The sequence below is a fragment of the Pleionea sp. CnH1-48 genome, assembly GCF_024124665.1.
Taxonomy (GTDB): domain Bacteria; phylum Pseudomonadota; class Gammaproteobacteria; order Enterobacterales; family Kangiellaceae; genus JAMXSB01.
The window spans coordinates 1-22890 of record NZ_JAMXSB010000012.1 but is presented as its reverse complement, the minus strand read 5'-3'; the positions used below and the strand labels follow the sequence as shown (position 1 = coordinate 22890).

Below are 22890 nucleotides of genomic sequence, written 5' to 3'. Positions count from 1 at the left end.
ATGAAAAATAAAAGCCTCAGTCTAACGACTAATGAGGCAAAACCCAACCTCTAAGTGAAGGGAACTGTGTGAATAATGAATCTGGTTCGCAAAATATGTGCTGCTTTTTTATCCATTAGCCTTTTTATTATCGCGGGTTGCGAGAATACGCCAGAATCGGTAGCTGATTGGAAGCATGCCGCTGTGGGGTTATTAGATGCTTCTATCTCTGAAGATGGCCGCTTTGCGGTCATTGGTTCGGTGAATCACGGTATCGGTTATTGGAATCTTGAGACCAACGAGCTGTTGTATGAGTGGCGTCATAATGATAATCCGGAAGATGGCATTTTAGCTAGCGATATTTCACCCGATGGGAGTAGGGTCATTACCGCTGATCGACAGAACTTTGTTATCTGGAGTACGGTAACAGGCAAACCTTATGGTTACTGGCAGGCACCTGCAAAAATATACTCTGTGGCTATTTCCCGAAAAGGGCGTTATGTGTTGTTAGGATTACAAAATGGTAACGCCATTCATATTGATATGACTACCGGGCGGCGGCTGGTCTTCACTGGCCATCGGGATGAAGCCGTTTCTTCTGTTGATTTGTCTGCGAATGGAGAGTGGGCATTCACTGGAAGCCACGATTATCGTGCTATTTTGTGGAATACGCGCAGCGGCAAACCTAAATATATTTTTGAGCATGACTCTCGTGTCACTCAGGTTGCATTGGATCGCAAAGGGCTGCAAGCGTTTACTTCTGGCACTCGAGGTAATGCCTTTGTCTGGGACTTAACAACGGGAGGACAACGATCGCGGCTTGCTTTAAAGCCTAGAGAGTATGTGATCAGCGCTGCACGGTTTTCGCCGGATGGAAAGTGGGTCGCAACCGGTGCACCGGGACGAGACATTATCTTGTGGTCAACGCAATCGGGCGCGAAGTTAAAACAATGGAAAGCAAAAACGCGCAATCAATGGAAGCCCAGTGGCGCTATTGTGTATGCCATTGCTTTTGATGCTGAGGGTAAGCATGTGATTACTGAGGCATCGTCAGGTTTTGGCCAAAAGTGGGCCGTGTTACCTTTGAGTCAACCATAAGGAAGTTATATAACTTCCTTATGGTTAGGGGCTGTTGACTTTTCGTTAATAGCCTCTGCCAAAGCAGTAGTAAATATTCTTAGCGACCAAAAACGTCGCCAAAAAAATCACCCTCTTTCCACTTAGGTGTTGTTTTTGAGTTGGCTATTTCTTGTCCTATCAGATAGTTGACTAGGGTAAAACGTACTCCCGAGTTGTAATCAATAGGAAGGTTGGCCTGATCACTAGGCTGGTGATAATGCTCATGAAGAAACTCGCGGAAAATTTTCTCACCGTCTCGTTCACTATCTAAAGACTTAAAGCCTGGCATTAAAAATATGGCGGGTACGCCTTGCTTTACAAAAGAGTAATGATCTGAGCGCACAAAAATATTTTGCTCGGGCATTGGATCAGGCGACATCTGCAAGCCTGTTTTTTCTGCTGCTCTTTGTACATACTCACCCAGTGTCGAATGCTCTGCGCCAAAGGCGATGACATCACCAATGGGATAGAGAATCAATGGCATATCAAGGTTTATCACACTGACTATCTTGTCTATGGCAACGGTTGGATGATGAGCATAATAGTTTGAACCTAACAGGCCCTTTTCTTCGGCGGTGACGGCAACAAATACAATAGAGCGTTTAGGTGGGTTTTTAGCAAATACACGAGCGGTTTCCAGCATAATAGAAATACCCGCTGCATTATCGATTGCGCCGTTGTGAATGCGGTCTTCTCCATGACCATAGATGCCAACATGATCCAGATGAGCACTATAGAGGATATATTCGTTTTTTAATTCTGGATCTGTGCCTTCTACAATACCCACCACATTGGGGCTATGTAGGGTATCGTGCTGGGCCTGTGAGCTAAGTGTTGCTGACATTCCTAAAGAAAACTTTTCCATTGGGTTCTTTTGACGGCTTTGCTCTATCAACTGGTCATAATCCTTGCCAGCGAAGGCGATGACTTTTTTGGCGCTGGCGATATTCAGCAAGGCACTATTTTTTATTTGATGTTGAGTATCACCAGGTTGATTGTTGTTATCGAGCCAAACGTACGACGGTTTGTGAATGGTTTTCAGTACTCGCTGATAACTGTAGCGTTTTTCGCTGTTGGGTGTTTGTAGATAAATAATCCCTATCGCGCCATTTTTTGCAGCAGCTTTGGTTCTCTCATAGCGTGACGCGAAATGAGCGCCTTCTTCGCTCGGAAAGTGACTCGGTTTGCCACTTAAAATCACCACAATTTTATTGGTTACATCAAGTTGTTCATAGTCATCATAATTTAACTGTGGAGCCGAGATGCCATACCCAGCAAAAATCAGCTCTGCCGAAATAGAGGTTTCAGTGCTGATGCTACTGACGCCACTGATAAAATCATTGGGAAAACTTAGTGATAAAGTTCTGTCGCCTTGGGTAAAACTTAGGGAAGTTGAGTCTTTGACCCGCTGTTTTTGACGTAGCGGAACGGATTGAAAATAGCTGTCATCCCCACCCGCAGCAGTGAGTCCATATTGAGCAAAGTGGGATGCTACATAGTGGGCGGCAATATCGTATCCACGACTGCCCGTTTCACGGCCTTCCAGCAGATCGCTGGCTAAAAAGTCTATGTGAGCTTTTAGTGCCCCTTTGGAAAACTCGGGTTGTTCTTTAGTCGGTTCTGGTGCTGTTGTTTGAGAGCTTGGTGTGGGCTGACAACCACTTAAAAGTAACGCAAAGCTAAATAATAAAAGACTTTTCAAGTTCATCTGCTGTTGATAAAAGGAATTCAGAGTCACAGATTAACGGCTGCGATATAAATTGCTACCGCTTATTCGTAACAATGTTTTAAAAGCCCTGCAATACTGGGACTCGCTGACGTGCAGTGCGAAATACTTTGGGTATAATAGGTGATAATTGATGAGCCTACTTCACTTCAGGACTTTCTAAATGACATCGTTAAAACAGCGCGACCTATCGGTTTTATGGCATCCTTGTACCCAAATGAAGGATCATGAAACCTATCCTCTTATCCCTATCAAAGGAGGTAAGGGAGTTTATTTAGAAGATTTTGAAGGAAATCAATATATTGACGCCATTAGCTCCTGGTGGGTTAATTCTCTTGGTCATGGACAACCAGATATCGTTGCGGCGATTCAACAACAGGCTGCACAGCTTGAGCATGTTATTTTTGCTGGGTTTTCTCACGAGCCTGCAGTGCAACTAGCTGAATCCTTAGTCGAGATTACTCCTTCGGGACTGGATCGGGTCTTCTATGGGGAGAATGGCTCTTCAGCGGTTGAAATTGCGTTAAAAATGAGTTTTCACTATTGGTTAAATAAAGGCCAACCAAAGAAGAAAAAATTTGTCGGACTTAAGAATGGTTACCATGGTGAGACGGTTGGAGCTCTTGCTGTTGGGGATGTTTCTTTGTACAAAGAAACCTACGCACCGCTGTTGTTTGAGACTCTGATGGCACCCTCTCCCGATTGTTTCTATCGCGAACAGGGCGAGAGCTGGGAAGCTTATTCTTTGCGCCAGTTTGCCAAAATGGAAGCTTTGCTCGAAGAACATCATGAAGAAGTCGCCGCCGTTATCCTTGAGCCGTTAATACAATGTGCGGGCAATATGCGCATGTATCATCCTGTTTATTTAAAGAAAGTGCGCGAACTGTGCGACCGATTGAATGTTCATCTGATTGCTGACGAAATTGCGGTGGGATTTGGTCGTACCGGAAAAATGTTTGCCTGCGAACATGCACAGATCTCTCCCGACTTTATGTGTTTATCCAAAGCACTGACCAGCGGCTTTTTGCCTTTGTCGGCGGTCATCACAACCAATGAGATTTATCAGGCGTTTTATGATGATTATGAAACTCTAAGAGGTTTTTTACATTCCCACAGTTTTACTGGCAACCCGATTGCTTGTGCTGCTGCTTTGGCGACCATCAAAGTGATGAAAGAGCAACAGATACCAGAGTCGAATAAACCGCTTATCAATAAACTCACGCAAATAGGCGAGAAGCTGTCGGAACACCCTCATGTAGGTGATGTCCGCCAAACAGGTATGGTTCTGGCCGTTGAGATGATGAAAGATCCCAAATCCCGTACAGAGTTTGACTGGCTGGAACGCCGTGGAATGAAAGTTTATCAACATGCTTTGTCGCAGGGAGCCATTTTAAGACCATTGGGTAATGTGGTGTACTTTATGCCGCCTTATGTGATCACCGAAGAAGAAATTGAACGATTAGGTGATATTGCCTGGCAAGGTATTACTAAGGCAACGGAGGCATAATGCGTTACAACCGAGTTTATGTTGATGAGCCTTTAGCTGTTGGGCAGGCGATAAAACTACCACCGGACCAGGCGCGTCATCTTGCGACTGTATTGCGAATGGCCGTAAGAGAAAAGGTGGTGCTGTTTAATGGTGATGGATTTGAATATTTTGCAGTGATCGAAGAAATCCAGAAAAAATCCATGACGCTTGCTATTGAAAAAAGCGAAGAGAAAAATAATGAGTCGCCGTTGAACTTGCACCTCATTCAGGGCATTTCTCGCGGTGATAAAATGGATCTTACCATACAAAAAGCGGTTGAACTGGGCGTTCAGCAGATCACGCCCTTACTAAGTGAGCGCTGCGGTGTTAAGTTAAACAGCGAACGAATGGAAAAGAAACTCCAGCACTGGCGTAAAATTATTACCAGTGCCTGTGAGCAGTGTGGGCGTAACTCAATTCCCGTTTTAAACTCTCCTGTACCAGTTTTGCAGTTGCACGAAATCATGAATATTGATGCTTCTTATCTATTGCTTGATCCCCATAAAGGGCAGTCAGTGCGAAGTCTATCGGCACAAGATGCATTTAGCCTTGTTATTGGTCCAGAAGGAGGACTAACGGATTTAGAAAATCAATATATCCAACAGCACGGAGGCACCGCCATTCAATTAGGGCCTCGAGTTCTGAGAACCGAAACTGCTGGATTAACCGCAATTAGTTTGCTGCAGGGATTATTTGGGGACTTTTGATTTCCTGCAGAATGAGGATTGGATGGGGTGAACCAAAAGGATATAATTCTCCCCGTTTTTGGCATGGACAGCCATTGAGTTCTATTACTAATAATAGAGCTAGACTTTCTTTTATTCTTCTAACTGTTAATAGGAAAACATTATGAAATCTTTTATTCGAGGTTTGTTGCTGGCGTCTGTGTCTAGCTTTGCATTGGCTGGTAATCATGGGCCTTGTAAAATCAAAAACATGCAACAGACAGATTCTGCTGCGAAATTTGTTATGGTCACAATGGCTTGTGATGGTACTGATTTAGCAACCAGCTGTACTAACATACAGAAAGACAAAGTCATTTATGACGCGACAACAGAGGTTGGCAAGGTTAGAACTTCGTTGTTGTTATCAGCTTTTGCTGCACAAAAAGAGGTACAAGTCTCTACTTGGGGGGCGTGTCCAACTGAAGTAAATAGTGTGCCACTGATTTACAGTATTATTGCGTATTAAAAAGAGCACAGCTTCCACTGTGCCAAAGGTTGGAGAGTCATTGAAGAGTCACTTGCTATGACGTTTAAGAAACTTAAAAAAAGTGGTGGTGATGTCTCCAATCTATTTCCCTAAGAGGATTGAGCCTCCTTGCTCAAAAGCCATCACCTTGATTCATCCTAACGACTAGTTTTGTGCCACACTGGTGTCGGTATCCGCAGAGAAGCGAATGCTCACACGACGTTCTTGTGCATAGCCATCCACATCGCCTTTCGAAACGCTTGAAGTGGATTCACCATAAGCGGTAGTGATGATGCGGTGAGCAGCAATGCCTTGCTCCATCAAACGCTGACGGACTTCACTCACTCGAGACTCCGATAAAGCTTGATTGTAAGCTTCATCACCTCGTGGGTCGGCATAGCCGTCCAGGTTAATGGTCAATGTTGGGTACTGTTGTAAAAAGTCAGCCAGTCGGTCGATACGCTGAGTGGCTTCGGTGTTCAGTGTGCTGGATGCGGTACGGAACATCAGGTCCATTTGCAGACTCTCAGAGCCATTGAGTGTTGGGCTTTGTTGAGCGGTTAAGTAAGCCTGATGCTTTAAGGTATCGATTTCAGCCTGTAGCGCTTGTTGTTGGCTGTGTGCATCAGACAGTTGCGTCTTCATGCCATCAACCTGATTGGCGGTATTGACTTCATCGCCTAACAACCCACCGATGGCTGCTCCGATTAAGAAGCCGATGGGGCCACCTGCGGCTGCACCCACCAGAGCGCCGCTGGCGACACCGACGTCTTGTTCGGTGCTGGATTTCTTGGCAGCGAAAGCGGATGTGCTGTGAGACAAAGTGGCAGCGATGATGGTAGAGATGATGATGGCTTTTTTCATGATGTAATCCTCGATGTTTGGGTTTTAAAATCGCCCTCCGTAGCGTTTCTTGATTCCAATCTACGGGGATGCTTGTTGTACCTCGTTGTGTGTTGTTGCCGGGGTACGGGAATTATTAAACCAAGAGGAGGGGGCTTAAAGATGGGTAGAAACGGGCAAACCAGCGGGTAAATGTGGCCAAATTCGGGCAGTGTTTGAAAAGTCACACATCGAAGTTCTCATTGAAACTTTCATTTCGCAGGTGTTACTTAACTCTATGATGTTGAACATTTGTAAATTGAGTTGTTGATATGTTTGGTATGTTAAAGAAGGCGCAGCTAGGAGATTTGCCGGGACGATGGATGCGCGTAAATGATTCGTTCGCTGGTTGTATTATTGAAATCACTCATGGAACTTCGAAGTTACAGGGTAAACTTGTCGTTTGTCCTGGCACGATGCAGTCTTACGGCTGGCATGTTGGCCAACTTAAATGGCGCAACATAGTCCATACCAAGCGAAATCGTTTTATTTTGGAAGACTTATATTTAACCTACGACAAAAATACTCAAAGTCTTATCAACTCAACCTACCGAGCTACGGAGTTCAAGTTAGCGGACGCCGACACTATTCATATTTCTGAAGGGCATATACGCCAGGTTTGGCAGAGAGTGTCTCGTTAGTCAGTTTATTAGCGATCTTGCGGGGCAACTGCTTTTAGAGTTTTAGCTAAGGCTTGATGTTGCTCTAAGTTAACTGGACTAAAGACTTTTTTATCACTCGCAGGGTAGCGTGTGAGGTTGTTGCCATTCACTCTGTCATGAGCGGGCCGAATAGGACGAGGACAAAAGCCACCACCGCAATTCGGGCAAACATTCTGTAAAATATTTTCTACACACTCTCGACAAAAAGTGCACTCAAAGGAACAGATCATGGCTTCTGTCGATTCTGGAGGCAGGGCTTTGTCGCAATGTTCGCAACTGGGTTTAAGTTTTAACATTGCTGACCTCCAGAGAAATTATGATATTTAAAATAAGAACAGTCGCTTTTTTGTCAGTAGTTCGTCGACTTTTTCTGACATAGAAAGACTTAAGTCAATATTGGCAATTTCTTGCTTAATATTTAAATCTTTAAACTTTTTCTTAGCTAAGTCAACCAGTTCTGGTTTTTTGAGCTCAGATCCATCGGCTGCTCTTACTTTCGCAATTAAGGCTCTAATGCGTTTGTCTTTGGTTTGTTCGATGATGATGCCTTGTGAGTTGTCAGACAAGCTCACTTTGGTGCCAGTTGGATAGATGCCCACCGCCTGAATAAAAGATTCTACAAGACCCTGGTCAAACAGGTTGCCTTTGTTGCCATACAAGACAGCTAACGCCTCAGCGGTTGTGTAGTTGCCTACTTGCTCTATGGGGTTAATAATCAACTCAAAGGTTTCTGCAATGGATGCAATTTGTGCCAGAAAAGGAATTTTATCTCCCGTCTTTTGCTCTGGTACACCGCTGCCGTCGGCTCTTTCACCCATATTACGAATGATGGTTGATACTCTGGGGTTTAAGTTTGGAGAACGGAAGAGTTTGGTGAGCGTTTCTGGAAGATATTGCTGAAACTCTTTGCTGGGCTTAATGGGATTTAATTGAGTCCATACCGGCTTGGGTAATGCGATTTTGCCTACACAAGTTAACAATAGAGCTTCGCATAGAAGCACCAGCATTTCTTTGTTAACACCCAGGTGGCGGCCTAATAAAATGGCCCAAATGGCTGAATGCACGCAATGATCAAAAATACTTTTCTTTTTATTACGAGCCTTACATAGCCAAAGTAATGCGTCAGGGTTGCGGATCGCAGAGGCAATAATATCATCAGACAAGCGATGCAGTTCTTGCAGCGTAGCAGAACCCAGCTGATCAAGTTGCGGCTGCATTTTCTGCAACAAAGCAGAGGCGCGTAAAATAAGAGGAGATGCGCTTTGAACTTCTTGTTTAAGCGATTTGCTCTCGGTGTAAGTTTCGTTGCAGTACTGCTTGAGCCAACGAGGATTGACTTTGATTTCGCTTTGGCTACCTAATTGTGTTTGATAGGACGAAAACGAATACTCATAAGTCTTCTTTAGATCGATAAAAACGTGAGAGCAATAGCTGCACAGCTTCTGAATGTCGAGGTTATTTTTTATGAAAAAACCTTGCACCGGATAGTCGGTATCTACCCAGGGGATATCCAGGCGGGATACGTACATACCTTTTTGCAGATCATTTACATCGACTTTTCTTGTTTCAAGAAAAAATGCCATACAGACTCACTTTGTTAGTGTTGTTTTCGCTTTAAGTCACAATTGGCTAATTTTGGTAGGGCCAAAAACCGGTTTTTGGGAATCTAGAGTGACTAGGAGGCTGCTCAATGACGTGGTCCAGCAACTCCGCTATCAATAGGCACATACCCTTAGACCGGTAGTTTTGTGTCTTGAAGCTTTCACTTCAATTTACCCTTTGGTAACCAATCTTGATTATAAGTTTCGGCGAAACTCTTGTCTATAAGTCGAATTGATCAATATTCCCTTATTTCTACACGATCATGAAACTGTAACAAATTGAAAAGTAAGTAATTTATTACTTAGGTAATAACTTACTTTTTTTAAGTCAATTGGTTCCCATTAAGCTTGATAGCGTTTGATACCCTTTGTTTTTTAATGCCTTTTCAAGGATTTGTCGTGTTTTGGCTGTTTTATTTTGGCTAAGTTTAAATCTCGCTTGCCAATTTAGAATCGGTAACTTGATGAAAGTGATGGCTTTTAGCATGGCTTGCAATCTCTGTGGCGGTAAGCTTTCCTGGCGCCACTCAGGCTCAAATTGACGAACCATTTTTTCCATTAGCTCGTGTTTTAGTGCTGTGTCCGATAGGTATTCTGCTCTGGTTTGTATATGAACCCAGGCATAGTTCCAGGTGGGTTCCTTTTGTTCTTCTGCCCAGGTTGGTGAAATGTAAGCATGAGGACCGCTAAAAACGACGGAGACTGGTGTTCCTTCAGGCCAGTCGTCAAGCGGATTACTGGCATTTGCCAGGTGGCAATAGAGCGTATCGCTGTTGGCATCCAGATAAACTGGCAGATGGATGATGTTATCTAACGAGCTTGGTGAGGTCAGAAAGTGCAATTGAGCAAATGGATAATCGCGAACCAATTGCCAGGCCTGTTGTTTGGTGACTTTGTCTGACTGCTTGTGGGTCATGAGTATGACTCCATTTTGGTTTGTAATCGCGTTTTGACTTGTGGCCATTCGGTAGTGACGATACTAAACAGAGCGGTGCTGCGGATGCTGCCATCGGGCAAGATTCTGTTTTGACGTAGAATGCCTTCAAATTGGGCACCCAGTCGCGCAATGGCGTTGCGGGAACGTTCATTTTTTTCGTGAGTTCGAAACTCAACCCGTTGGGCACCAAGTTGTTCAAATGCATGACCCAATAGTAAGAATTTCGCATGGGTATTGACGAAACTGCGCTGGAATTCAGGTGTAATAAAAGTATGGCCAATTTCTAGCACACGATTGGCTCGGTCAATATTGAGGTATCGGCTGCTGCCAATGATCTGTCCACTTTCTTGGTTGAATAAAACAAAAGGAACATCTTCGCCTTTTTGCTCATTTTCTAAGGATTCTTGTATCCACGCTTTGGCTGTCTGGAGATTTTCGCAGAGGTTTTTAGGCAGCCATTGCCATATTTCTGAATAATTTCCAGCTCGATAAAATCCTTCCAGGTGCTCCATGGCCATAGGTTCCAGGCGAACTTTGCTGGTTTCCAAAGTGATGGGGGCTGGGTCAAAGGATGAACTTGTTAGTGGGGGCTGCTGCATTAGGGTTTCTCGTGATTGGCTTCTCATAGGAGTCATATTGAATTATTCTGGTTGTTTATAAATAACCAGAATTGAGTTATTTGATAGACCAGATGAAGTGGCTAAATTTAAACTACAATACGGACGACATGCCTTTGTATCTTGCGATCGCCAAGGCGGTTAGAGGAGCTATTCAGGAAGGTCAGCTACAGGCGGGTGATGCTTTGCCATCGTCTCGCCATTTGGCAGAGCAGTGTGGTTGCAATCGTCATACGGTGATGAACGCCTATCAAGAGCTGGTTGCAGAGGGGTGGATTGAGTCTCGGCAGAGATCTGGCTATCGAGTCGTGGAGGAGTTGCCTGTTGAATCCAGCTTAGGTACAGGTGCAGCCAAAGATTCCCCCGAGGCTTTTTCTTGGCGTATTCCTCGCCAAACTCAGAGTCTGCCTTTTCGAAAAGCAGTAACCTATTCGGTGAATTTTGCTGGGGGATGTCCAGATATTTCGCTATTTCCGTTTCAGACGTTTCGGGGGTATATGAATGAAGCCATGCTACGGCCTGATATCCAATCATTAAACTACGGTGATAATGCGGGGTATCTGCCTTTTATTGAACAGGTTGATATTTTTTTGCGCCGACGCCGTTCTGTTGTCGATAAAAAAATTGTTATTGTAAATGGTACTCAAGAAGCGCTTTATATTTTGGCGCAGTTGCTTTTGCAGCCTGGTGATCATGTTGCTGTCGAAGCGCTTGGTTATGCGCCAGCATGGAACGCATTTCGAAACGCTGGCGCTTCATTGGTTGGCATTGAACAGGATCACTTAGGTATTGTTCCCGAACATCTGGAAAAGGTGGCTCAACAAAAAACACTGCGCGCTTTGTATTTAACGCCTTTGCATCAATACCCGACCACGGTTTCTTTATCGGCTTCTCGCCGGCTCAAGATTTTAGATATTGCGCAGCGATATCATATCCCCATTATCGAAGATGATTACGATCATGAGTTCCACTATCGTTGTCAGCCAATCGCACCTATGGCAGCGAAAGATCCTGCTCAACAAATTATTTATCTTTCCAGTTTTTCTAAACTGATGTTTCCTGCGGCTCGTATTGGCTTTTTGGCACTTCCACCTGCGCTTTACGATTCGGTTGTGCAATATCGCAGTGTCATGAATCATAAAGCGAACGTGCCGATGCAGGATGCAGTCGCAAGATGGATGAAGAGTGGAGATTTTGAGCGCTACCTAAGAAAGTTAACTCGTACTTATGAACGACGACGTGATTTGATGGTGTCATTGCTCACTCAATATCAACAGAAAGGTATCGATTTATCATTTGAAAAACCAGATGGTGGTATGGCTTTGTGGGTTAAGACGTCTGGCCCTATTGACCAGGTGTTTGAGCTTTCAGAAAAGCAGGGTGTCTTTTTTCAACATGAGCGTCATTTTCATTTAGACAGTCGTAGCGATCAGAATCGGTATATGCGGCTGGGATTTGCTGGCGTGAACGAAGATAAGATGATGCAAGGGCTTTCATGCATTATGGAGCATCTCAAGCCCGTGTGAAGCGATCAGTTAGACTTGACCTTGTCGGTTTGAGTTTTCTTTAACTTATCGTAACTGCGCATACCTGCAATACCCAACATGCCTGAGACAACTACCCACAATATCTCTGCGTCTAAAGGCGGAGGAGGAGCAAGGGATTGTGATATCCAACCTTGAGCTTGCATGAAATACCAAAGCCAGATAAGTAGGGGATACAGCAAGAACTGATACGCAAGAGCTGCTCCTCCAACCCAACCAATAAAAGGACGCCATCCTGCGACAAATACACTGGAGTGTTGAGCTTCTGCTTTATTGATTTCATGCTGACTTTGGAGCAACCCTGTTTCTATCTGCTTTGTCTGAAGCTCAATTTTAAGACGTTCTTCATCAGAGGTAAAAAGGTCATCGGCTAGTTTAGAAACGCCATCGACAATGGTGCTTATGCCCGGTATGTTCATGATTATACTCCGAGGGTTCTATTTAACCATCCCAGCAAAAACTTTGACTGAGTCTTATCTCTATTACATATTTCGACATAGCGATGTACTTTTGCTAGTGCATAGTTAGAAAGAAACATGTCTGGTTCAATATGATTAATCGCTGCGATTGTTTTAGGGCCAACGATGCCATCGGGTGTAGCGCCGACGACTATTTGCATAAGCTTTATCGCCGTTCTTACACCAGCGTTGACAGCAAAGTCATAAAGTGTTTCCGCTACTTTCTGCGAATGTATGTCGTCACCTTTAATACTTTGCCAAAAGTTATCTCGATAAAACTGTTTTACCAGCGGTGTAAGTTGTTCTGCATTTGCTTTCGAACCTATAAGTTTCCATCCCTCCCAACTAGGATGATATCTTTGACTGATACCTGCATAAGTTAAGCCTCCTTTATCATGTGCAACATGATGAAGTTGATAGCCTCCTTCGTTGAGAAGGGTCTTTTCGTAGCAAGCCTGAAACTCTGCCATATTTGAAGTCCTGTAGTTATGCTATTTAAAGAAATTGTCGCTGCTTGTCTTTTCTAGAAACGATTTATCGATGCACATCGTGACGACTAATAGATAGTTTTTTAGCTGAAGTGCTTTAGTTGGGCTTAAATCAGAGCTATCAAAGAAGCTATTGTCATCCAGTAAGTCTTGTACTTTTCTGTTAGTAAGTAACTTATTGCTTATATGAATTGCAGGAAAGCACAGGGCTTTGGATTTACTTATGAAGTCCTCAAAGAAAGTGGCTTCTCGCGCATTCAAGTTATGGGTCGATGTATTTTCTGCCTCAATAAGTTGTTCCAGTGAATGTATGTTCATACTGGATAACTTTGTTTCCCAGGTTTTGCCTAAACTTTTTATTCGATACGCCGAATTTAACAACACGAGAAGAAGAGTGTCTTTGGTATATGGCTAAAGGCATGACGAATCCGGAGGTTTCGGAACTTATGTCAGTATCTAAAGATAGAGTAAAAGAACTGGTGAGCTCTATTTTGAAGAAACTAGAAGCCTCTAATCGTACGGAAGCGGTTCAAATTGCGACTCGGTGCGGTATTTTATGATGTTTATCGAGCGTAGTTTTTTGTTGGGGCTTTATTCGACAAGAAGCCTAGTGCTTTCCGAATATTATCTACCCAACTGAGCTCCTCTGGTTTCACTAAGATGAAGTGACATTGTTGAGATGCAAGCTCCATGGCGACACCTTCTGAATCGTCAATCAATACATCAATACCATACATATCAGGGTACTTTGAATAGCGAATGTTAGGGTAGTGTGCAATATCATGGGCATGGCGCTGGTGGTTGATGACGCCTTCGAGTGAAACACCCATGAGTCGAAACCACCACTTAATCGAAGCCTGTGGGCGTAAAGAAGTCGTGTAAATCCAAATAGAGTGTTCCTTTGATAATGATTTTAGCAATGGAATAGCGCCGCGTCTTAAAGGCTCCTTTGATATCAAACGGGGCAGGCCATTGTGAACAGTCGTTCCGCAAGAAAAACTTCGAGTGGTTGGAATTAAAGTATCATCGAGATCAAAGGCAATTTTCATATTCGATTTAATTTGGGCTGGTAGAATGAGTGGCCTGTCTAAGAAGCAGGCCACTGGTTGAGATCATCATGCTGGTTGAGTTTGCGCTTCTGACAAGGTATCGGTGCGTGCAACACCAAAGTCTTCTAAAATACTATAGAGACATGGAATAACAAAAAGTACCAGTAGAGTAGAGGTGGTTATACCAAACACAATACTAGTCGCCAATGGAATTAATACCTGAGCTTGTAAACTCGTTTCAAACAACAACGGTGTCATACCTGCTATGGTTGTAACGGATGTTAAAAAGACTGCTCGGAATCGATCGTAACTGGCTTTGGCCGCGGCGTCGTGAACGCTGAGTCCCTCTGATACCCGTCGTTTTACGAACTCTACCAGTAAGATGGAATCATTCACAACTATGCCCGCAAGAGATACAAATCCCAACATAGATGGCATGGTGATATCCAGTCCCATAAACAAATGGCCCCAGATAACTCCGACCAGTGCCAGAGGAATCGCTGCTAGCACAATAACTGGTTCGATATAACTTTTAAATTGAAAAGAAAGCAAAATAAATACACCGATAATTCCTAGCAAAAACGCACGCATCATAGATTGTTGTGTGACTCCGGCATTTTTAATTTCGCCTTCAAAACTATAATCAACAGAGGGGTACTTTTCTGCCATTGTTGGTATCCAACGCTTTTTAACATCGGCAAGAACTTCGTTGGTGTTATTTTCTGCTGAATCGATGTCACCAAAAACGCTGACGCTGCGTTGGTTATCGACTCGGCTAATGCGTGAAAATCCACGAGTGGGTTCGATATTGGCGACTGTTGCTAAGGGTATGACGGTGCCGTTGGAAGCAATGATTGGAAACGTATCAAAGTCCTCAAAACTGTCTCGAGACTCAGGATCTAACATAACGGTGACTTCATAGGTTTCAAGATCAACACTGGTTTCTACAACTTTAAGTCCCTGGAAGGCCGCTCGTACCTGATTAGCGATAGTGTCTGCATCAATGCCCAGGTTGTACGCGCCCTGTTTGAGCGTTAAGGTCAGCTCTGGTTTGCCTGGGCGTAGATCATCATTCACATTGCTCACACCTGGATATCCTGATAGCCAACGCTGCAAGTCGTACGAAGCTGCAGACAGTTGATCAAGATCTTTGCCGTACAGACGAACCTCAATAGCCCGGCCGCTAGGACCAATAGTTGGTTCTTTAAAAGTAATGCTTTGAGCCGAAGCGATGACACCAGTATTGGCTCGCCAGTCATTGATAAAATCTTGAATACGAGTGTTACGGCGCTCGGCAGTCAGCATGTCTATGTTGACCGTTGCTAGGTGAGGGCCGGATTCTTGAGCATCACTATTTTGATTATAACTAACGGTTACAGCCTTAATCAGTTGTTCTTTTTCTTGCTGACTGTATTTGTGTTTTGTTTGATCCAGTCCTTTAAGTATCTGCTCAATCACTGCTTCTGTTTTGTGCAGTGGTGTGCCTGCTGGCATGAGCACTCGAGCCTGAATTAAGTCGCCTTCGATTGAAGGAAAAGCCGAAAACTTAACAACTCCTGATGCCATAAGGCTGATCGAAAGGAAGAAGAAGGCGACAACAGAACCGATAAACGCGTATCGAAAATTGATGAGATTCTCTACCCAACTAAATACTCGTTGTCTTGCTTGTTCGAACTTTTCTTCGAAGCGTACCCGGAAAGGATGAGGTGTTTTATCTTTAGCATGTTCCAGTGAATGATAAAGATGACTCGGTAAAATCAAGAAAGCTTCGATGAGTGATACTGATATAACAGAAATTAACACAATCGGGATAACCTTTAATATCTGCCCGAGATCACCCTCAATAAAGACCAGGCCGATAAAAATACATAGGGTAGTCAAGAACGATGAAACAACACCGCGCAATACCATACTGGTTCCTTCTACAGCAGCCTGAAGAGCATTTTTCCCTTTCTTGAGTTGTGCGGCGATGGACTCTGCAATAACTATGGCATCATCCATTAAAATGCCTAGTGCAAGTAATAAAGCGACCATCGAAATCATGTTGATTGTAATACCTAACAGCGACATGACAAAAAAGCTTGCAAGAAAGGATACTGGTAACCCCATAACAACCCAGAAAGCATAACGGATATTGAAAAATAGCCACATCACAGCAAATACAAGCAGTAAACCCTGCCAGGCATTGGTCACCAGTAGCTGAATACGATCTTTAACAATACTGGTGGCATCCTGTGTTAATTCCAGATATACACCTTCGGGTAACTTGGCTTGTTTTTTTTCGATGACTTTTTCTACGGCTTCCAAGACTTGGAGACTGTCGTTAATTGAGTTTTTCTTAATTTTGATAATGGCAGCGGGTCTGCCGTTAAATTCAACTTTGTCTTCTGCTAACTCGAAAGTATCAATGATGGTGGCTATATCACCCAACCGCACTTCGTTACCTTGACTGCCTTTCATAATAACCAGATTAGAGAGTTCTCTGGCATTTTTTCGTTCATCATTAAAGCGCAGCTGTACATCGACAGAATCGGTTTCGATAGAACCTAAAGGCAGATTTAGATCCTGCTTGCTGATTAAGCCTGCCAATTGTTGCAAGCTTAAGTTATAGCGACGTAGGTTGTAGTTTGGTACCTGAATGAGTAACTGTCGCTCGGAGAAACCGGTAACTTCCACCAGGGGAATCAATGGATCTTTTAGCATTGTTTGCTTCATTTCTTCGGCTAAACTTTTCAATTCTACTCGTGGAATATCTGCCGTTAATGCAATCGAAATAACATTCTGTGTGCGTCCCAACTCATTCACTACGGCTGGCTCTGCTTGAGATGGAAAGTCATTAATACCATCAACAGCGGATTTAACATCGTCGAGAAATTGCGAGAAGTTTCCTTTCTCCAGCATTTTAACCGTCATAACACCCAGACTTTGACGCGCTTCACAGACTTTTTCTTCAATAAAACTGATGCCATCCAAGGCGTCTTCTAAAGGTAAACAAATATCTTGCTCAACGTCGAGAGGTGTTGCGCCTGGATAAACTACTCTTATTTCAGCTTTAAAAGCTTTTATTTCAGGAAACGTCTCGCGTTTAAGGCTAGGTAAAGTGACAATGCCAACGATCATCAATAATATCATGACCAAATTAGCTGCCGTTGGATGCGAGGCAAAAAAGCGAATCATTGCGCGGCCTCCACCCATTGTTGCATTGCTTGTTTTGCTACGAGATCTTCTTCTGTCGCCAATGGCATTCCGTTTACGGCAGGGAAGACATCGGAAGTAATGATTTTGTCATTTTCGCTAAGGATAGATTGCACTAACGCCAGTTCGCCTTGTAGTAAAACGTCGGATACATTCACTCGCTCTAGCTTTTGTTCGGTATTAACTCGATAAAACTGATTTTCGTGCAGGGCCGAACGAGGAGCGACCAGATATTCTCCTTGTGCACCTTTTAGTGTCACTTGCATATACATACCCTCAAGTAGAGGAGGGCGCTCACCCGGACGATTTTTTTGATAACTGTCTTCAACACTTACAATTACACCAATGGTGCGGCTGTTAGGATCCAGATTGTCTGAAATTCTCTCTACACGAGCCTGCCATCCTTGATAGGTTGAGCCTGCAATCTTCACTTCTGCCGACATCCCCAGTGAGGCTAGCAGCTCACTCATATTGGGAATGTTGGTCAAATCAACGTTAGCCAATTTTTCTTTGTCAAACTTATCGGCAATATGGCGAAATTGTTCAAATGGAAACTGCGCGTTGATAACCACCTTTTGCAGACTGATGGCATCAAACATTTGTGCGCCAGTGGTTATGTACTGTTCTTGCTCTGTATACACTTGACTTATTCTGCCATTAAAAGGCAAATAAACTTGTGTCCGTTCAAGATCTCTTTGGCTTTGAGTGACCTTGGCTTCTGAAATAGCAATCTGGGCCTTGAGTACTTCGATATTCGACGGTTGAGTAGCTAGTTTATTTTCTAGTTGTTGAACTTCCTGCTTTTGTTGCAAGTAGTTTTGTTTCTCGTTGTTAAGATTGGAGCGAGAGACAGATCCTGACTTGCTTAGTTTTTCCAGGCGCTTAAGTTCTTTTTCTCTTACTTTCAATTTTTCTTTTGCTAACTCTAGTTCGAGCTGAGTGTTTTCAACATTCAACTCCATCTCTTTTAAATTAGCCTGGTTGGCCAATAGATCGGCCTGGGCCTGTTTTAAAGCGAGTTGATAATCTTTGTCGTCAATTTTCATGACCAGGGTTCCAGCTTTTAGAATGGCTCCCTTTTTTAGTTCTGGGTGGACGAAAGTAATTCGGCCAGTGACTTCTGCTTTGGCCGCCAGTTTGTAGTCGGGCGTAACGCTGCCATATCCGATAATGGTTGGGCGCAGTGACTGTTTAGTAAGCGTGATGGTTTTAACCGGCTTGGCTTTTTGATCTGGAGGGGTATGGACTTTCTCCGGCTGTAGTTTAACCAACAGAATCATCAAAAAAACACCCAGACCAGCAATTACAGGTAGGGCAAATCGTCGTTTTAACAGGTCTTTCATGTTTGTGGTTCCTTGGTACATCCGGAGACAAAGAGTTGATAAAGGTGTTCGGCCCACGCAGGAGACGTAATGTCATCTTGTGACATCTGCCAGGCTTGTTCGCGTACATCAGGTACAGTAAACGGGAAGATAATCATGCTCATTAATGACAAGGCTGCAAACTTGGGATTTAGGTCTGAGCGCATGAGTCCTTTGTCTATCTGGGCTTGAATTAAGCGTGGTAAGCGTTGGGCCATCTTTTTGGGAAATCGTTCAATAAAAGCGACTTTTAATGGAGAGTCTTCACGCAATATCTCATCGTGAATTAGGCGCATCATGCCCGTATTTTTGCCAATCATATTAAGAGTGCTATAGATAAATTCTCGTACAGGATTCTCCAGGGCGACGGCATTCTCGACCAGATTAAAGTGCTCCACAGAGAGTTCTTCGAACATGGCGAGAAATAAATTCTCTTTATTTTCAAAGTAGTAGCGGATCATTGCTGAGTTAACATCAGCCCGCTCTGCTATTTCTCTGATGGTGACACTGCGGTAGCTTTTTTCACTCAGTAGCTCAATGGCTGCGGCTATCAGCTTTTGTTTTTGATGAGCCTGCTTGGTGGGATCGGCGGGTCTACCTCTTGGAGGAGTCATCATTTAGCTCTATTTAATTAATCAATTGAGTAATTAAATAGTAATCACATAGAAAAAGCAATAGTATTGGCGAAAAAAAGCTCAATAGAAGAGTGAGCGACTCAGAGCAACGGTTTATTGCTTCAAAGGTTTACAGGGGATAGAAAAATCGACATGGTAGTGTTCATCATGACGTACCCAGGATGGTTTTTTAGAAAACGTCAGATGTTTTTTTAAGTAGTCGGATTGCTGAGTGTTAAATAAATCCGGTTGCAATTTAGGAGCAAAGATAACTCGCCAAATCTTTATACCATGCTTTTTAGATTGTCGATCAAGCTCTGCCAGATGAGCCGCTAAGGCTTCATAATCTATTGTTAAATTTTCATAGCGACCATTTTGGTCCAGCTCAATATTGTAGCCCCATTTGTTGCCTATATGGGTTGGAAGATGTTGTGACTTTCCATGCTGATCAATCATTGGCGTCATAAAGTCGATAGATAAACCGTTTTGGTGGGTTTTATGAGGTTTAAAGCGGCCTCCATTTTCGAAGCCAGTTTCTGCATACTTAAATATTTTATCAGAATAGGACTGCTCCAGCGCTTTGTAACTTTCGATAAATACTTTATGGACTTTGGAGTGTACGTAGGTTCTTCCTAATGTATGAGCCAGGCTGCTGTAACTGACAAAGTTTTTACCACTAACCGGCAATTGAACACCATTGTCTAGCTTTCCTTTTTTGGTACTTCCATAGCAAGTGCTTTCTTTTGACCATGCTTGAAAACAGAAAAAAATGGAAAGTAATAGAAAATATTTCATGACATGCTCTTTTGTTTGAGGTCTGTTCATTTTAACGATATTGTTGCTTTCTTAAAAGATAGAGTCATACTCAAGATCTGAATGACTTCGCTTACGAGATGAATATTGACTAGCAAAAGAGGTTCGCAACGAATAACCTGCCGAAGGCATGTATTAGCAGGAGAAAAGTTTCTCTCTGAACATGATTCAAGAATGCGTTCGCTGATCAAAAAGCATGGACGCAGTCAGATTCAGCCTTGGCTCTACGATCCTTTTGATCGTCTTATATCGTCCATTGCTTCTCAGCAATTATCGACAAAAGCAGCAGCAACAATTAACTCACGTATTTATCAACGCTTGGGAGTTGACTGTTTTACCCCTAAAGCGATCCTTTCTCTTAAAAAAGAAGACCTACGGCAGTGTGGTTTATCTAATGCTAAAGCTGACTATTGTCTGGGTATTGCAAAGGCAGCAGCGGATAAAAGTATTCATTTTAAAACACTTCATTCGTTGCCTTATGAGGAACTTGCGGAACAGTTAACGCAGCTTAAAGGCGTTGGTATTTGGACGGTAGAAATGCTGGCCATATTTGCACTCGGGTATCGTGATATATGGAGTTATGGTGATCTCGGGCTTAAAAAAGGCATTAAGATTTTGCATCAATTACCGGAGCTGCCCGATAAGGATACCTTTGAACAACTAGGAGAGAAATGGCGGCCTTATCGGTCAATAGCTAGCTGGTATTTATGGCGTGTTGCCGAGTCTTAGAACTAGTAACTGTGATCAGTAAATATACTTAGTATAGGAAACTTATGTTTGCCGAAAAACAAAGTCACAGTTAGATTTTCATGACCATCAAGTCTTTGTCTCAAGCTTTTGGGAGTGCGTCGAGCACCATCGGCAAAGATTGCCATAACGTGATCTTTAGATAAAAAGCGTTGTCCACTGGATTCATTTTTAAATGTGATCGTTGCCCATCGTTCACCCGACTCGCTGCTCATGAGTACATAGGAGGCAATGGTAAAGTCACCTTGTTTGGGGTAGATATTGCCGTCATTTTCGAAGCGAAGGTTGCTATGAGGAATCGTTACAGAGTCGACAGACAAAGTATTTTTAGGCTTGTGGTTATTGCTGGCGAAAGTATGAAAAGAAAAAACAAGTGTGGTGATGAGTAATAGGTAAGACTTCATTGTTCTTATACTCGAAAATTATCCATGGAAATAGTTTAGGCAGTGTTAACTGAACTCAAGATTAACGAGATGAAGTCGAATAGGCAGATGTTGGGAGAGTGCGAAGCGAGTTGCTCTGTACTAATAGAATTTTATAAATCCCTCAATCTCTCTGGTTAGATATATAGTCACTTTTAAAGAAAGTAATCACTAACATCATATAAGCGCTCTAGACCTCTTATAGAGCTCGTATAGCCACGAGATCCTTAACACTTCCTTGCGATTCTACAAACTTCGTCTTCCGTTATCAATAAGTTCTATTAGTTTGATTTGCAAAAATTCTCTTATCAATATTGCCTTAAAGATGTTTTCAAAGCACAAGCTTGAGCATACGACCAACAATGACTCAGAACAAAATACAATTAGTGGTTACTGATAAGAGAGAATAAAGAGGAACCTATAACCAGTTCTGGTGGTTTCTCTGCTATTTCGATTTTACCATTAGCAATTCTAAAGGCGAGTCATTAGATGTTACTTGTAGCGATGTTATACGTTGTATGGCTAACAATGATTTAGGCATATCGCGAAGGCTGCGCGAAGAGCCTCAGAGGCCCACCGAGAGAGACAAGGCAGGCGTAAGTGTTGAGTATGATATGAATAAGATTGTCTATTTCGCAAACTCAATGTCATTGGATGCTGCTCTATCCTCAAGTTGACGTTTCAATTTTACAGCATCAGCTAGCGCTACGGCAGGTATAGTAAATACGATAGGAAGAGCAATTAACACTGCACTCAAAAATATACTACCTATTTGCATCCAAATGTTAGACATGTTCGGTATATTGTCTCCTATGTATAAGGATAGAACGAGCAAGATAACTGGTATTAATACGCAGTTCATGAAAAGCTCAAGTCTATCTAGCAGGGTGATTTTTATCTTAAGGTTTACTCCGTCATCTGTAGATAAGTAGCGCTTCATCCAACGAATTCTATGCCAACCTAATTCACATTCTTTCGATTCATAAAAAATAATTAATGCTTTCCTAAGTTTACTACTCACAATCATTTTTGTAACTGAATGAAAGCTATGAACTGCGAGAGCTTCTTTAACTATTTCTTCTTGATCCAAAGGAATAAGTTCATCTTTCATCATTGATATTAGTTGGTTAATGTTATCTATCTTTGTGCGAGTAATATGTTGATATATTAGAAACGGAAGTTTAAACATAATATTTTCCCTTCGTAGAATGGTTTGAATAGAAAATCATACTTTGTCATCGGAGAGCAAGTAGAAACTTTACTTATATGAAGCCTCTTGGAGATATTAGAGGTTCGTAAGATTTAGAAAAAGTAAAGAAGAAATAACTGAAAAGAGAAGAAATCTTGATTTGGTCGCATTGAAAACACGAGGCTGGAAGGACGATTATCTATTAGTGATTGGAACGGTTCCAATTATTTTATCGTTTATTCCAGACATGCAAATTTATGTTAAGCAAGGATTTGAAGCATTAAAAGAAACCCCTGAATGGTACTGGTATTTAATGGCGGGTTTGTTTGTTGATACGCTAGGCTTCCGTTCGCTGCTTCGTGGGATAATTGATAGCACGTTACAAAAGCGCTTTAAAAAGTAGCAAAATTATCAATAAGATAGGTACTACTAAGTGATATATCTCAATTATCGGTAGCTGCTCGCAGATATATCTCCTATGTGGATTTTTAATAAAATATTTACATATTTTCCTTTTTTAAACTCTATCCGTTCTGTAGCATTTCGGCCCAGCAATAAGACCGGATGTTTTATTGCGATTGGCATGACAACAGGAAGTCAAAGACATGAGCAAGGTTGCTAATTCTTACTACTTCTTGTTGTTTTTTTAAATGGAACTTCAGGAGAAAATTAAGAAATGAAGTTTTTTAATAGGAAAAATATATTAGCTTTATCATTAATTAGTTCGTTATCGGTTTTAAGTCTGCCTTCTGCGTTTGGTCAATCTAA

Annotated in this window: 25 protein-coding genes and 1 riboswitch; of the genes, 9 read left to right on the top strand and 16 right to left on the bottom strand. The window is 42.7% G+C overall.

The features are described 5' to 3' along the window. Nucleotides 1-75 precede the first annotated feature (75 nt). A complete protein-coding gene (locus NH399_RS18185) occupies nucleotides 76-1077 on the top strand; it encodes a WD40 repeat domain-containing protein (RefSeq protein WP_253042610.1) in 1002 nt (333 codons plus the stop codon). 79 nt (nucleotides 1078-1156) lie between these two features. Here the strand turns inward: NH399_RS18185 and NH399_RS18180 are convergent, their stop codons facing one another. Beyond that, complete coding sequence (locus NH399_RS18180; protein WP_253042609.1) at nucleotides 1157-2800, bottom strand: M28 family metallopeptidase; 1644 nt, start codon at nucleotides 2798-2800, stop codon at nucleotides 1157-1159. Between the two features lie 187 nt (nucleotides 2801-2987). Between NH399_RS18180 and NH399_RS18175 the strand changes: the two genes are divergently transcribed. From NH399_RS18175 to NH399_RS18165, 3 genes are all read left to right on the top strand, one after another. Next, complete coding sequence (locus tag NH399_RS18175; RefSeq protein WP_253042608.1) at nucleotides 2988-4331, top strand: adenosylmethionine--8-amino-7-oxononanoate transaminase; 1344 nt, start codon at nucleotides 2988-2990, stop codon at nucleotides 4329-4331. Beyond that, nucleotides 4331-5059, top strand: a complete 729-nt coding sequence (locus NH399_RS18170) for a 16S rRNA (uracil(1498)-N(3))-methyltransferase (protein ID WP_253042607.1) — start codon at nucleotides 4331-4333, stop codon at nucleotides 5057-5059. Before NH399_RS18175 ends, NH399_RS18170 begins: the two co-directional genes overlap by 1 nt. A 142-nt stretch (nucleotides 5060-5201) precedes the next feature. Then, complete coding sequence (locus NH399_RS18165; RefSeq protein WP_253042606.1) at nucleotides 5202-5543, top strand: hypothetical protein; 342 nt, start codon at nucleotides 5202-5204, stop codon at nucleotides 5541-5543. 165 nt (nucleotides 5544-5708) lie between these two features. On the opposite strand, the gene pdsO is transcribed toward NH399_RS18165, so the two are convergent. Continuing rightward, nucleotides 5709-6407 (bottom strand): sortase-associated OmpA-like protein PdsO, encoded by a 699-nt coding sequence (pdsO, locus tag NH399_RS18160; protein WP_253042605.1) that lies wholly within the window; start codon nucleotides 6405-6407, stop codon nucleotides 5709-5711. A gap of 290 nt (nucleotides 6408-6697) precedes the next feature. Between pdsO and NH399_RS18155 the strand changes: the two genes are divergently transcribed. Continuing rightward, nucleotides 6698-7066, top strand: coding sequence for a hypothetical protein (locus tag NH399_RS18155; protein WP_253042604.1), 369 nt, complete (start codon nucleotides 6698-6700; stop codon nucleotides 7064-7066). Between the two features lie 8 nt (nucleotides 7067-7074). Here NH399_RS18155 and NH399_RS18150 read toward each other — a convergent pair whose 3' ends face one another. From NH399_RS18150 to NH399_RS18135, 4 genes are all read right to left on the bottom strand, one after another. Next, entirely contained in the window at nucleotides 7075-7383 is a 309-nt protein-coding gene (locus NH399_RS18150; protein ID WP_253042603.1) for a DUF1272 domain-containing protein, read from the bottom strand. A 27-nt stretch (nucleotides 7384-7410) separates the two neighbouring features. Then, nucleotides 7411-8670 carry an HD-GYP domain-containing protein gene (locus NH399_RS18145; protein WP_253042602.1) on the bottom strand — a complete coding sequence of 420 codons (1260 nt, stop codon included), beginning with the start codon at nucleotides 8668-8670 and terminating at the stop codon, nucleotides 7411-7413. A 116-nt stretch (nucleotides 8671-8786) separates the two neighbouring features. Then, nucleotides 8787-8874, bottom strand: a riboswitch (cyclic di-GMP riboswitch). 142 nt (nucleotides 8875-9016) lie between these two features. Further along, nucleotides 9017-9604 carry an FMN-binding negative transcriptional regulator gene (locus tag NH399_RS18140; protein ID WP_253042601.1) on the bottom strand — a complete coding sequence of 196 codons (588 nt, stop codon included), beginning with the start codon at nucleotides 9602-9604 and terminating at the stop codon, nucleotides 9017-9019. Next, entirely contained in the window at nucleotides 9601-10224 is a 624-nt protein-coding gene (locus NH399_RS18135; protein ID WP_253042600.1) for a GNAT family N-acetyltransferase, read from the bottom strand. Before NH399_RS18135 ends, NH399_RS18140 begins: the two co-directional genes overlap by 4 nt. A 92-nt stretch (nucleotides 10225-10316) precedes the next feature. On the opposite strand from NH399_RS18135, the gene NH399_RS18130 reads away from it, so the two are divergent. Then, nucleotides 10317-11768 carry a PLP-dependent aminotransferase family protein gene (locus NH399_RS18130; protein WP_253042599.1) on the top strand — a complete coding sequence of 484 codons (1452 nt, stop codon included), beginning with the start codon at nucleotides 10317-10319 and terminating at the stop codon, nucleotides 11766-11768. Between the two features lie 5 nt (nucleotides 11769-11773). On the opposite strand, the gene NH399_RS18125 is transcribed toward NH399_RS18130, so the two are convergent. The 3 genes from NH399_RS18125 to NH399_RS18115 are packed head-to-tail and all read right to left on the bottom strand — an operon-like array spanning nucleotide 11774 to nucleotide 13050. Next, complete coding sequence (locus tag NH399_RS18125; protein WP_253042598.1) at nucleotides 11774-12205, bottom strand: holin family protein; 432 nt, start codon at nucleotides 12203-12205, stop codon at nucleotides 11774-11776. A 2-nt stretch (nucleotides 12206-12207) separates the two neighbouring features. After that, the gene (locus tag NH399_RS18120) at nucleotides 12208-12714 is read right to left on the bottom strand and encodes a glycoside hydrolase family 108 protein (protein WP_253042597.1); all 507 of its coding nucleotides are present in this window, start codon (nucleotides 12712-12714) and stop codon (nucleotides 12208-12210) included. Nucleotides 12715-12735: 21 nt separating this feature from the next. Further along, a complete protein-coding gene (locus NH399_RS18115; protein WP_253042596.1) occupies nucleotides 12736-13050 on the bottom strand; it encodes a hypothetical protein in 315 nt (104 codons plus the stop codon). Here NH399_RS18115 and NH399_RS25605 point away from each other — a divergent pair. Next, nucleotides 13035-13292, top strand: coding sequence for a response regulator transcription factor (locus NH399_RS25605; RefSeq protein ID WP_371876096.1), 258 nt, complete (start codon nucleotides 13035-13037; stop codon nucleotides 13290-13292). The genes NH399_RS18115 and NH399_RS25605 overlap by 16 nt on opposite strands. Nucleotides 13293-13295: 3 nt before the next feature. On the opposite strand, the gene NH399_RS18105 is transcribed toward NH399_RS25605, so the two are convergent. The 5 genes from NH399_RS18105 to NH399_RS18085 all read right to left on the bottom strand — a co-directional run bounded on the left by NH399_RS18105 (nucleotide 13296) and on the right by NH399_RS18085 (nucleotide 19746). Then, nucleotides 13296-13781 (bottom strand): hypothetical protein, encoded by a 486-nt coding sequence (locus NH399_RS18105; protein ID WP_253042594.1) that lies wholly within the window; start codon nucleotides 13779-13781, stop codon nucleotides 13296-13298. A 66-nt stretch (nucleotides 13782-13847) separates the two neighbouring features. Beyond that, nucleotides 13848-16958, bottom strand: coding sequence for an efflux RND transporter permease subunit (locus tag NH399_RS18100; RefSeq protein WP_253042593.1), 3111 nt, complete (start codon nucleotides 16956-16958; stop codon nucleotides 13848-13850). Further along, nucleotides 16955-18319 carry an efflux RND transporter periplasmic adaptor subunit gene (locus NH399_RS18095; RefSeq protein WP_253042592.1) on the bottom strand — a complete coding sequence of 455 codons (1365 nt, stop codon included), beginning with the start codon at nucleotides 18317-18319 and terminating at the stop codon, nucleotides 16955-16957. Before NH399_RS18095 ends, NH399_RS18100 begins: the two co-directional genes overlap by 4 nt. Continuing rightward, complete coding sequence (locus NH399_RS18090) at nucleotides 18316-18954, bottom strand: TetR/AcrR family transcriptional regulator (protein WP_253042591.1); 639 nt, start codon at nucleotides 18952-18954, stop codon at nucleotides 18316-18318. Before NH399_RS18090 ends, NH399_RS18095 begins: the two co-directional genes overlap by 4 nt. 111 nt (nucleotides 18955-19065) lie before the next feature. Continuing rightward, a complete protein-coding gene (locus tag NH399_RS18085) occupies nucleotides 19066-19746 on the bottom strand; it encodes a penicillin-insensitive murein endopeptidase (protein ID WP_253042590.1) in 681 nt (226 codons plus the stop codon). A gap of 192 nt (nucleotides 19747-19938) precedes the next feature. On the opposite strand from NH399_RS18085, the gene NH399_RS18080 reads away from it, so the two are divergent. Then, a complete protein-coding gene (locus tag NH399_RS18080; protein ID WP_253042589.1) occupies nucleotides 19939-20493 on the top strand; it encodes a DNA-3-methyladenine glycosylase in 555 nt (184 codons plus the stop codon). 2 nt (nucleotides 20494-20495) lie between these two features. Here the strand turns inward: NH399_RS18080 and NH399_RS18075 are convergent, their stop codons facing one another. Together NH399_RS18075 and NH399_RS18070 are read right to left on the bottom strand one after the other, a co-directional pair. Then, nucleotides 20496-20915 (bottom strand): hypothetical protein, encoded by a 420-nt coding sequence (locus tag NH399_RS18075; protein WP_253042588.1) that lies wholly within the window; start codon nucleotides 20913-20915, stop codon nucleotides 20496-20498. A 646-nt stretch (nucleotides 20916-21561) separates the two neighbouring features. After that, entirely contained in the window at nucleotides 21562-22122 is a 561-nt protein-coding gene (locus NH399_RS18070; RefSeq protein WP_253042587.1) for a hypothetical protein, read from the bottom strand. Nucleotides 22123-22282: 160 nt separating this feature from the next. Between NH399_RS18070 and NH399_RS18065 the strand changes: the two genes are divergently transcribed. Then, a complete protein-coding gene (locus tag NH399_RS18065; protein WP_253042586.1) occupies nucleotides 22283-22525 on the top strand; it encodes a hypothetical protein in 243 nt (80 codons plus the stop codon). Nucleotides 22526-22890 lie beyond the last annotated feature (365 nt).

Excerpts from the sequence above, each read along its gene's own strand:
- NH399_RS18185 (WP_253042610.1), top strand. The coding sequence starts at position 76 with ATGAATCTGGTTCGCAAAATATGTGCTGCTTTTTTATCCATTAGCCTT.
- NH399_RS18175 (WP_253042608.1), top strand. The coding sequence starts at position 2,988 with ATGACATCGTTAAAACAGCGCGACCTATCGGTTTTATGGCATCCTTGT.
- NH399_RS18170 (WP_253042607.1), top strand. The coding sequence starts at position 4,331 with ATGCGTTACAACCGAGTTTATGTTGATGAGCCTTTAGCTGTTGGGCAG.
- NH399_RS18165 (WP_253042606.1), top strand. The coding sequence starts at position 5,202 with ATGAAATCTTTTATTCGAGGTTTGTTGCTGGCGTCTGTGTCTAGCTTT.
- pdsO (WP_253042605.1), bottom strand. The coding sequence starts at position 6,407 with ATGAAAAAAGCCATCATCATCTCTACCATCATCGCTGCCACTTTGTCT.
- NH399_RS18155 (WP_253042604.1), top strand. The coding sequence starts at position 6,698 with ATGTTTGGTATGTTAAAGAAGGCGCAGCTAGGAGATTTGCCGGGACGA.
- NH399_RS18150 (WP_253042603.1), bottom strand. The coding sequence starts at position 7,383 with ATGTTAAAACTTAAACCCAGTTGCGAACATTGCGACAAAGCCCTGCCT.
- NH399_RS18145 (WP_253042602.1), bottom strand. The coding sequence starts at position 8,670 with ATGGCATTTTTTCTTGAAACAAGAAAAGTCGATGTAAATGATCTGCAA.
- NH399_RS18140 (WP_253042601.1), bottom strand. The coding sequence starts at position 9,604 with ATGACCCACAAGCAGTCAGACAAAGTCACCAAACAACAGGCCTGGCAA.
- NH399_RS18135 (WP_253042600.1), bottom strand. The coding sequence starts at position 10,224 with ATGCAGCAGCCCCCACTAACAAGTTCATCCTTTGACCCAGCCCCCATC.
- NH399_RS18130 (WP_253042599.1), top strand. The coding sequence starts at position 10,317 with ATGAAGTGGCTAAATTTAAACTACAATACGGACGACATGCCTTTGTAT.
- NH399_RS18125 (WP_253042598.1), bottom strand. The coding sequence starts at position 12,205 with ATGAACATACCGGGCATAAGCACCATTGTCGATGGCGTTTCTAAACTA.
- NH399_RS18120 (WP_253042597.1), bottom strand. The coding sequence starts at position 12,714 with ATGGCAGAGTTTCAGGCTTGCTACGAAAAGACCCTTCTCAACGAAGGA.
- NH399_RS18115 (WP_253042596.1), bottom strand. The coding sequence starts at position 13,050 with ATGAACATACATTCACTGGAACAACTTATTGAGGCAGAAAATACATCG.
- NH399_RS18105 (WP_253042594.1), bottom strand. The coding sequence starts at position 13,781 with ATGAAAATTGCCTTTGATCTCGATGATACTTTAATTCCAACCACTCGA.
- NH399_RS18100 (WP_253042593.1), bottom strand. The coding sequence starts at position 16,958 with ATGATTCGCTTTTTTGCCTCGCATCCAACGGCAGCTAATTTGGTCATG.
- NH399_RS18095 (WP_253042592.1), bottom strand. The coding sequence starts at position 18,319 with ATGAAAGACCTGTTAAAACGACGATTTGCCCTACCTGTAATTGCTGGT.
- NH399_RS18090 (WP_253042591.1), bottom strand. The coding sequence starts at position 18,954 with ATGATGACTCCTCCAAGAGGTAGACCCGCCGATCCCACCAAGCAGGCT.
- NH399_RS18085 (WP_253042590.1), bottom strand. The coding sequence starts at position 19,746 with ATGAAATATTTTCTATTACTTTCCATTTTTTTCTGTTTTCAAGCATGG.
- NH399_RS18080 (WP_253042589.1), top strand. The coding sequence starts at position 19,939 with ATGCGTTCGCTGATCAAAAAGCATGGACGCAGTCAGATTCAGCCTTGG.
- NH399_RS18075 (WP_253042588.1), bottom strand. The coding sequence starts at position 20,915 with ATGAAGTCTTACCTATTACTCATCACCACACTTGTTTTTTCTTTTCAT.
- NH399_RS18070 (WP_253042587.1), bottom strand. The coding sequence starts at position 22,122 with ATGTTTAAACTTCCGTTTCTAATATATCAACATATTACTCGCACAAAG.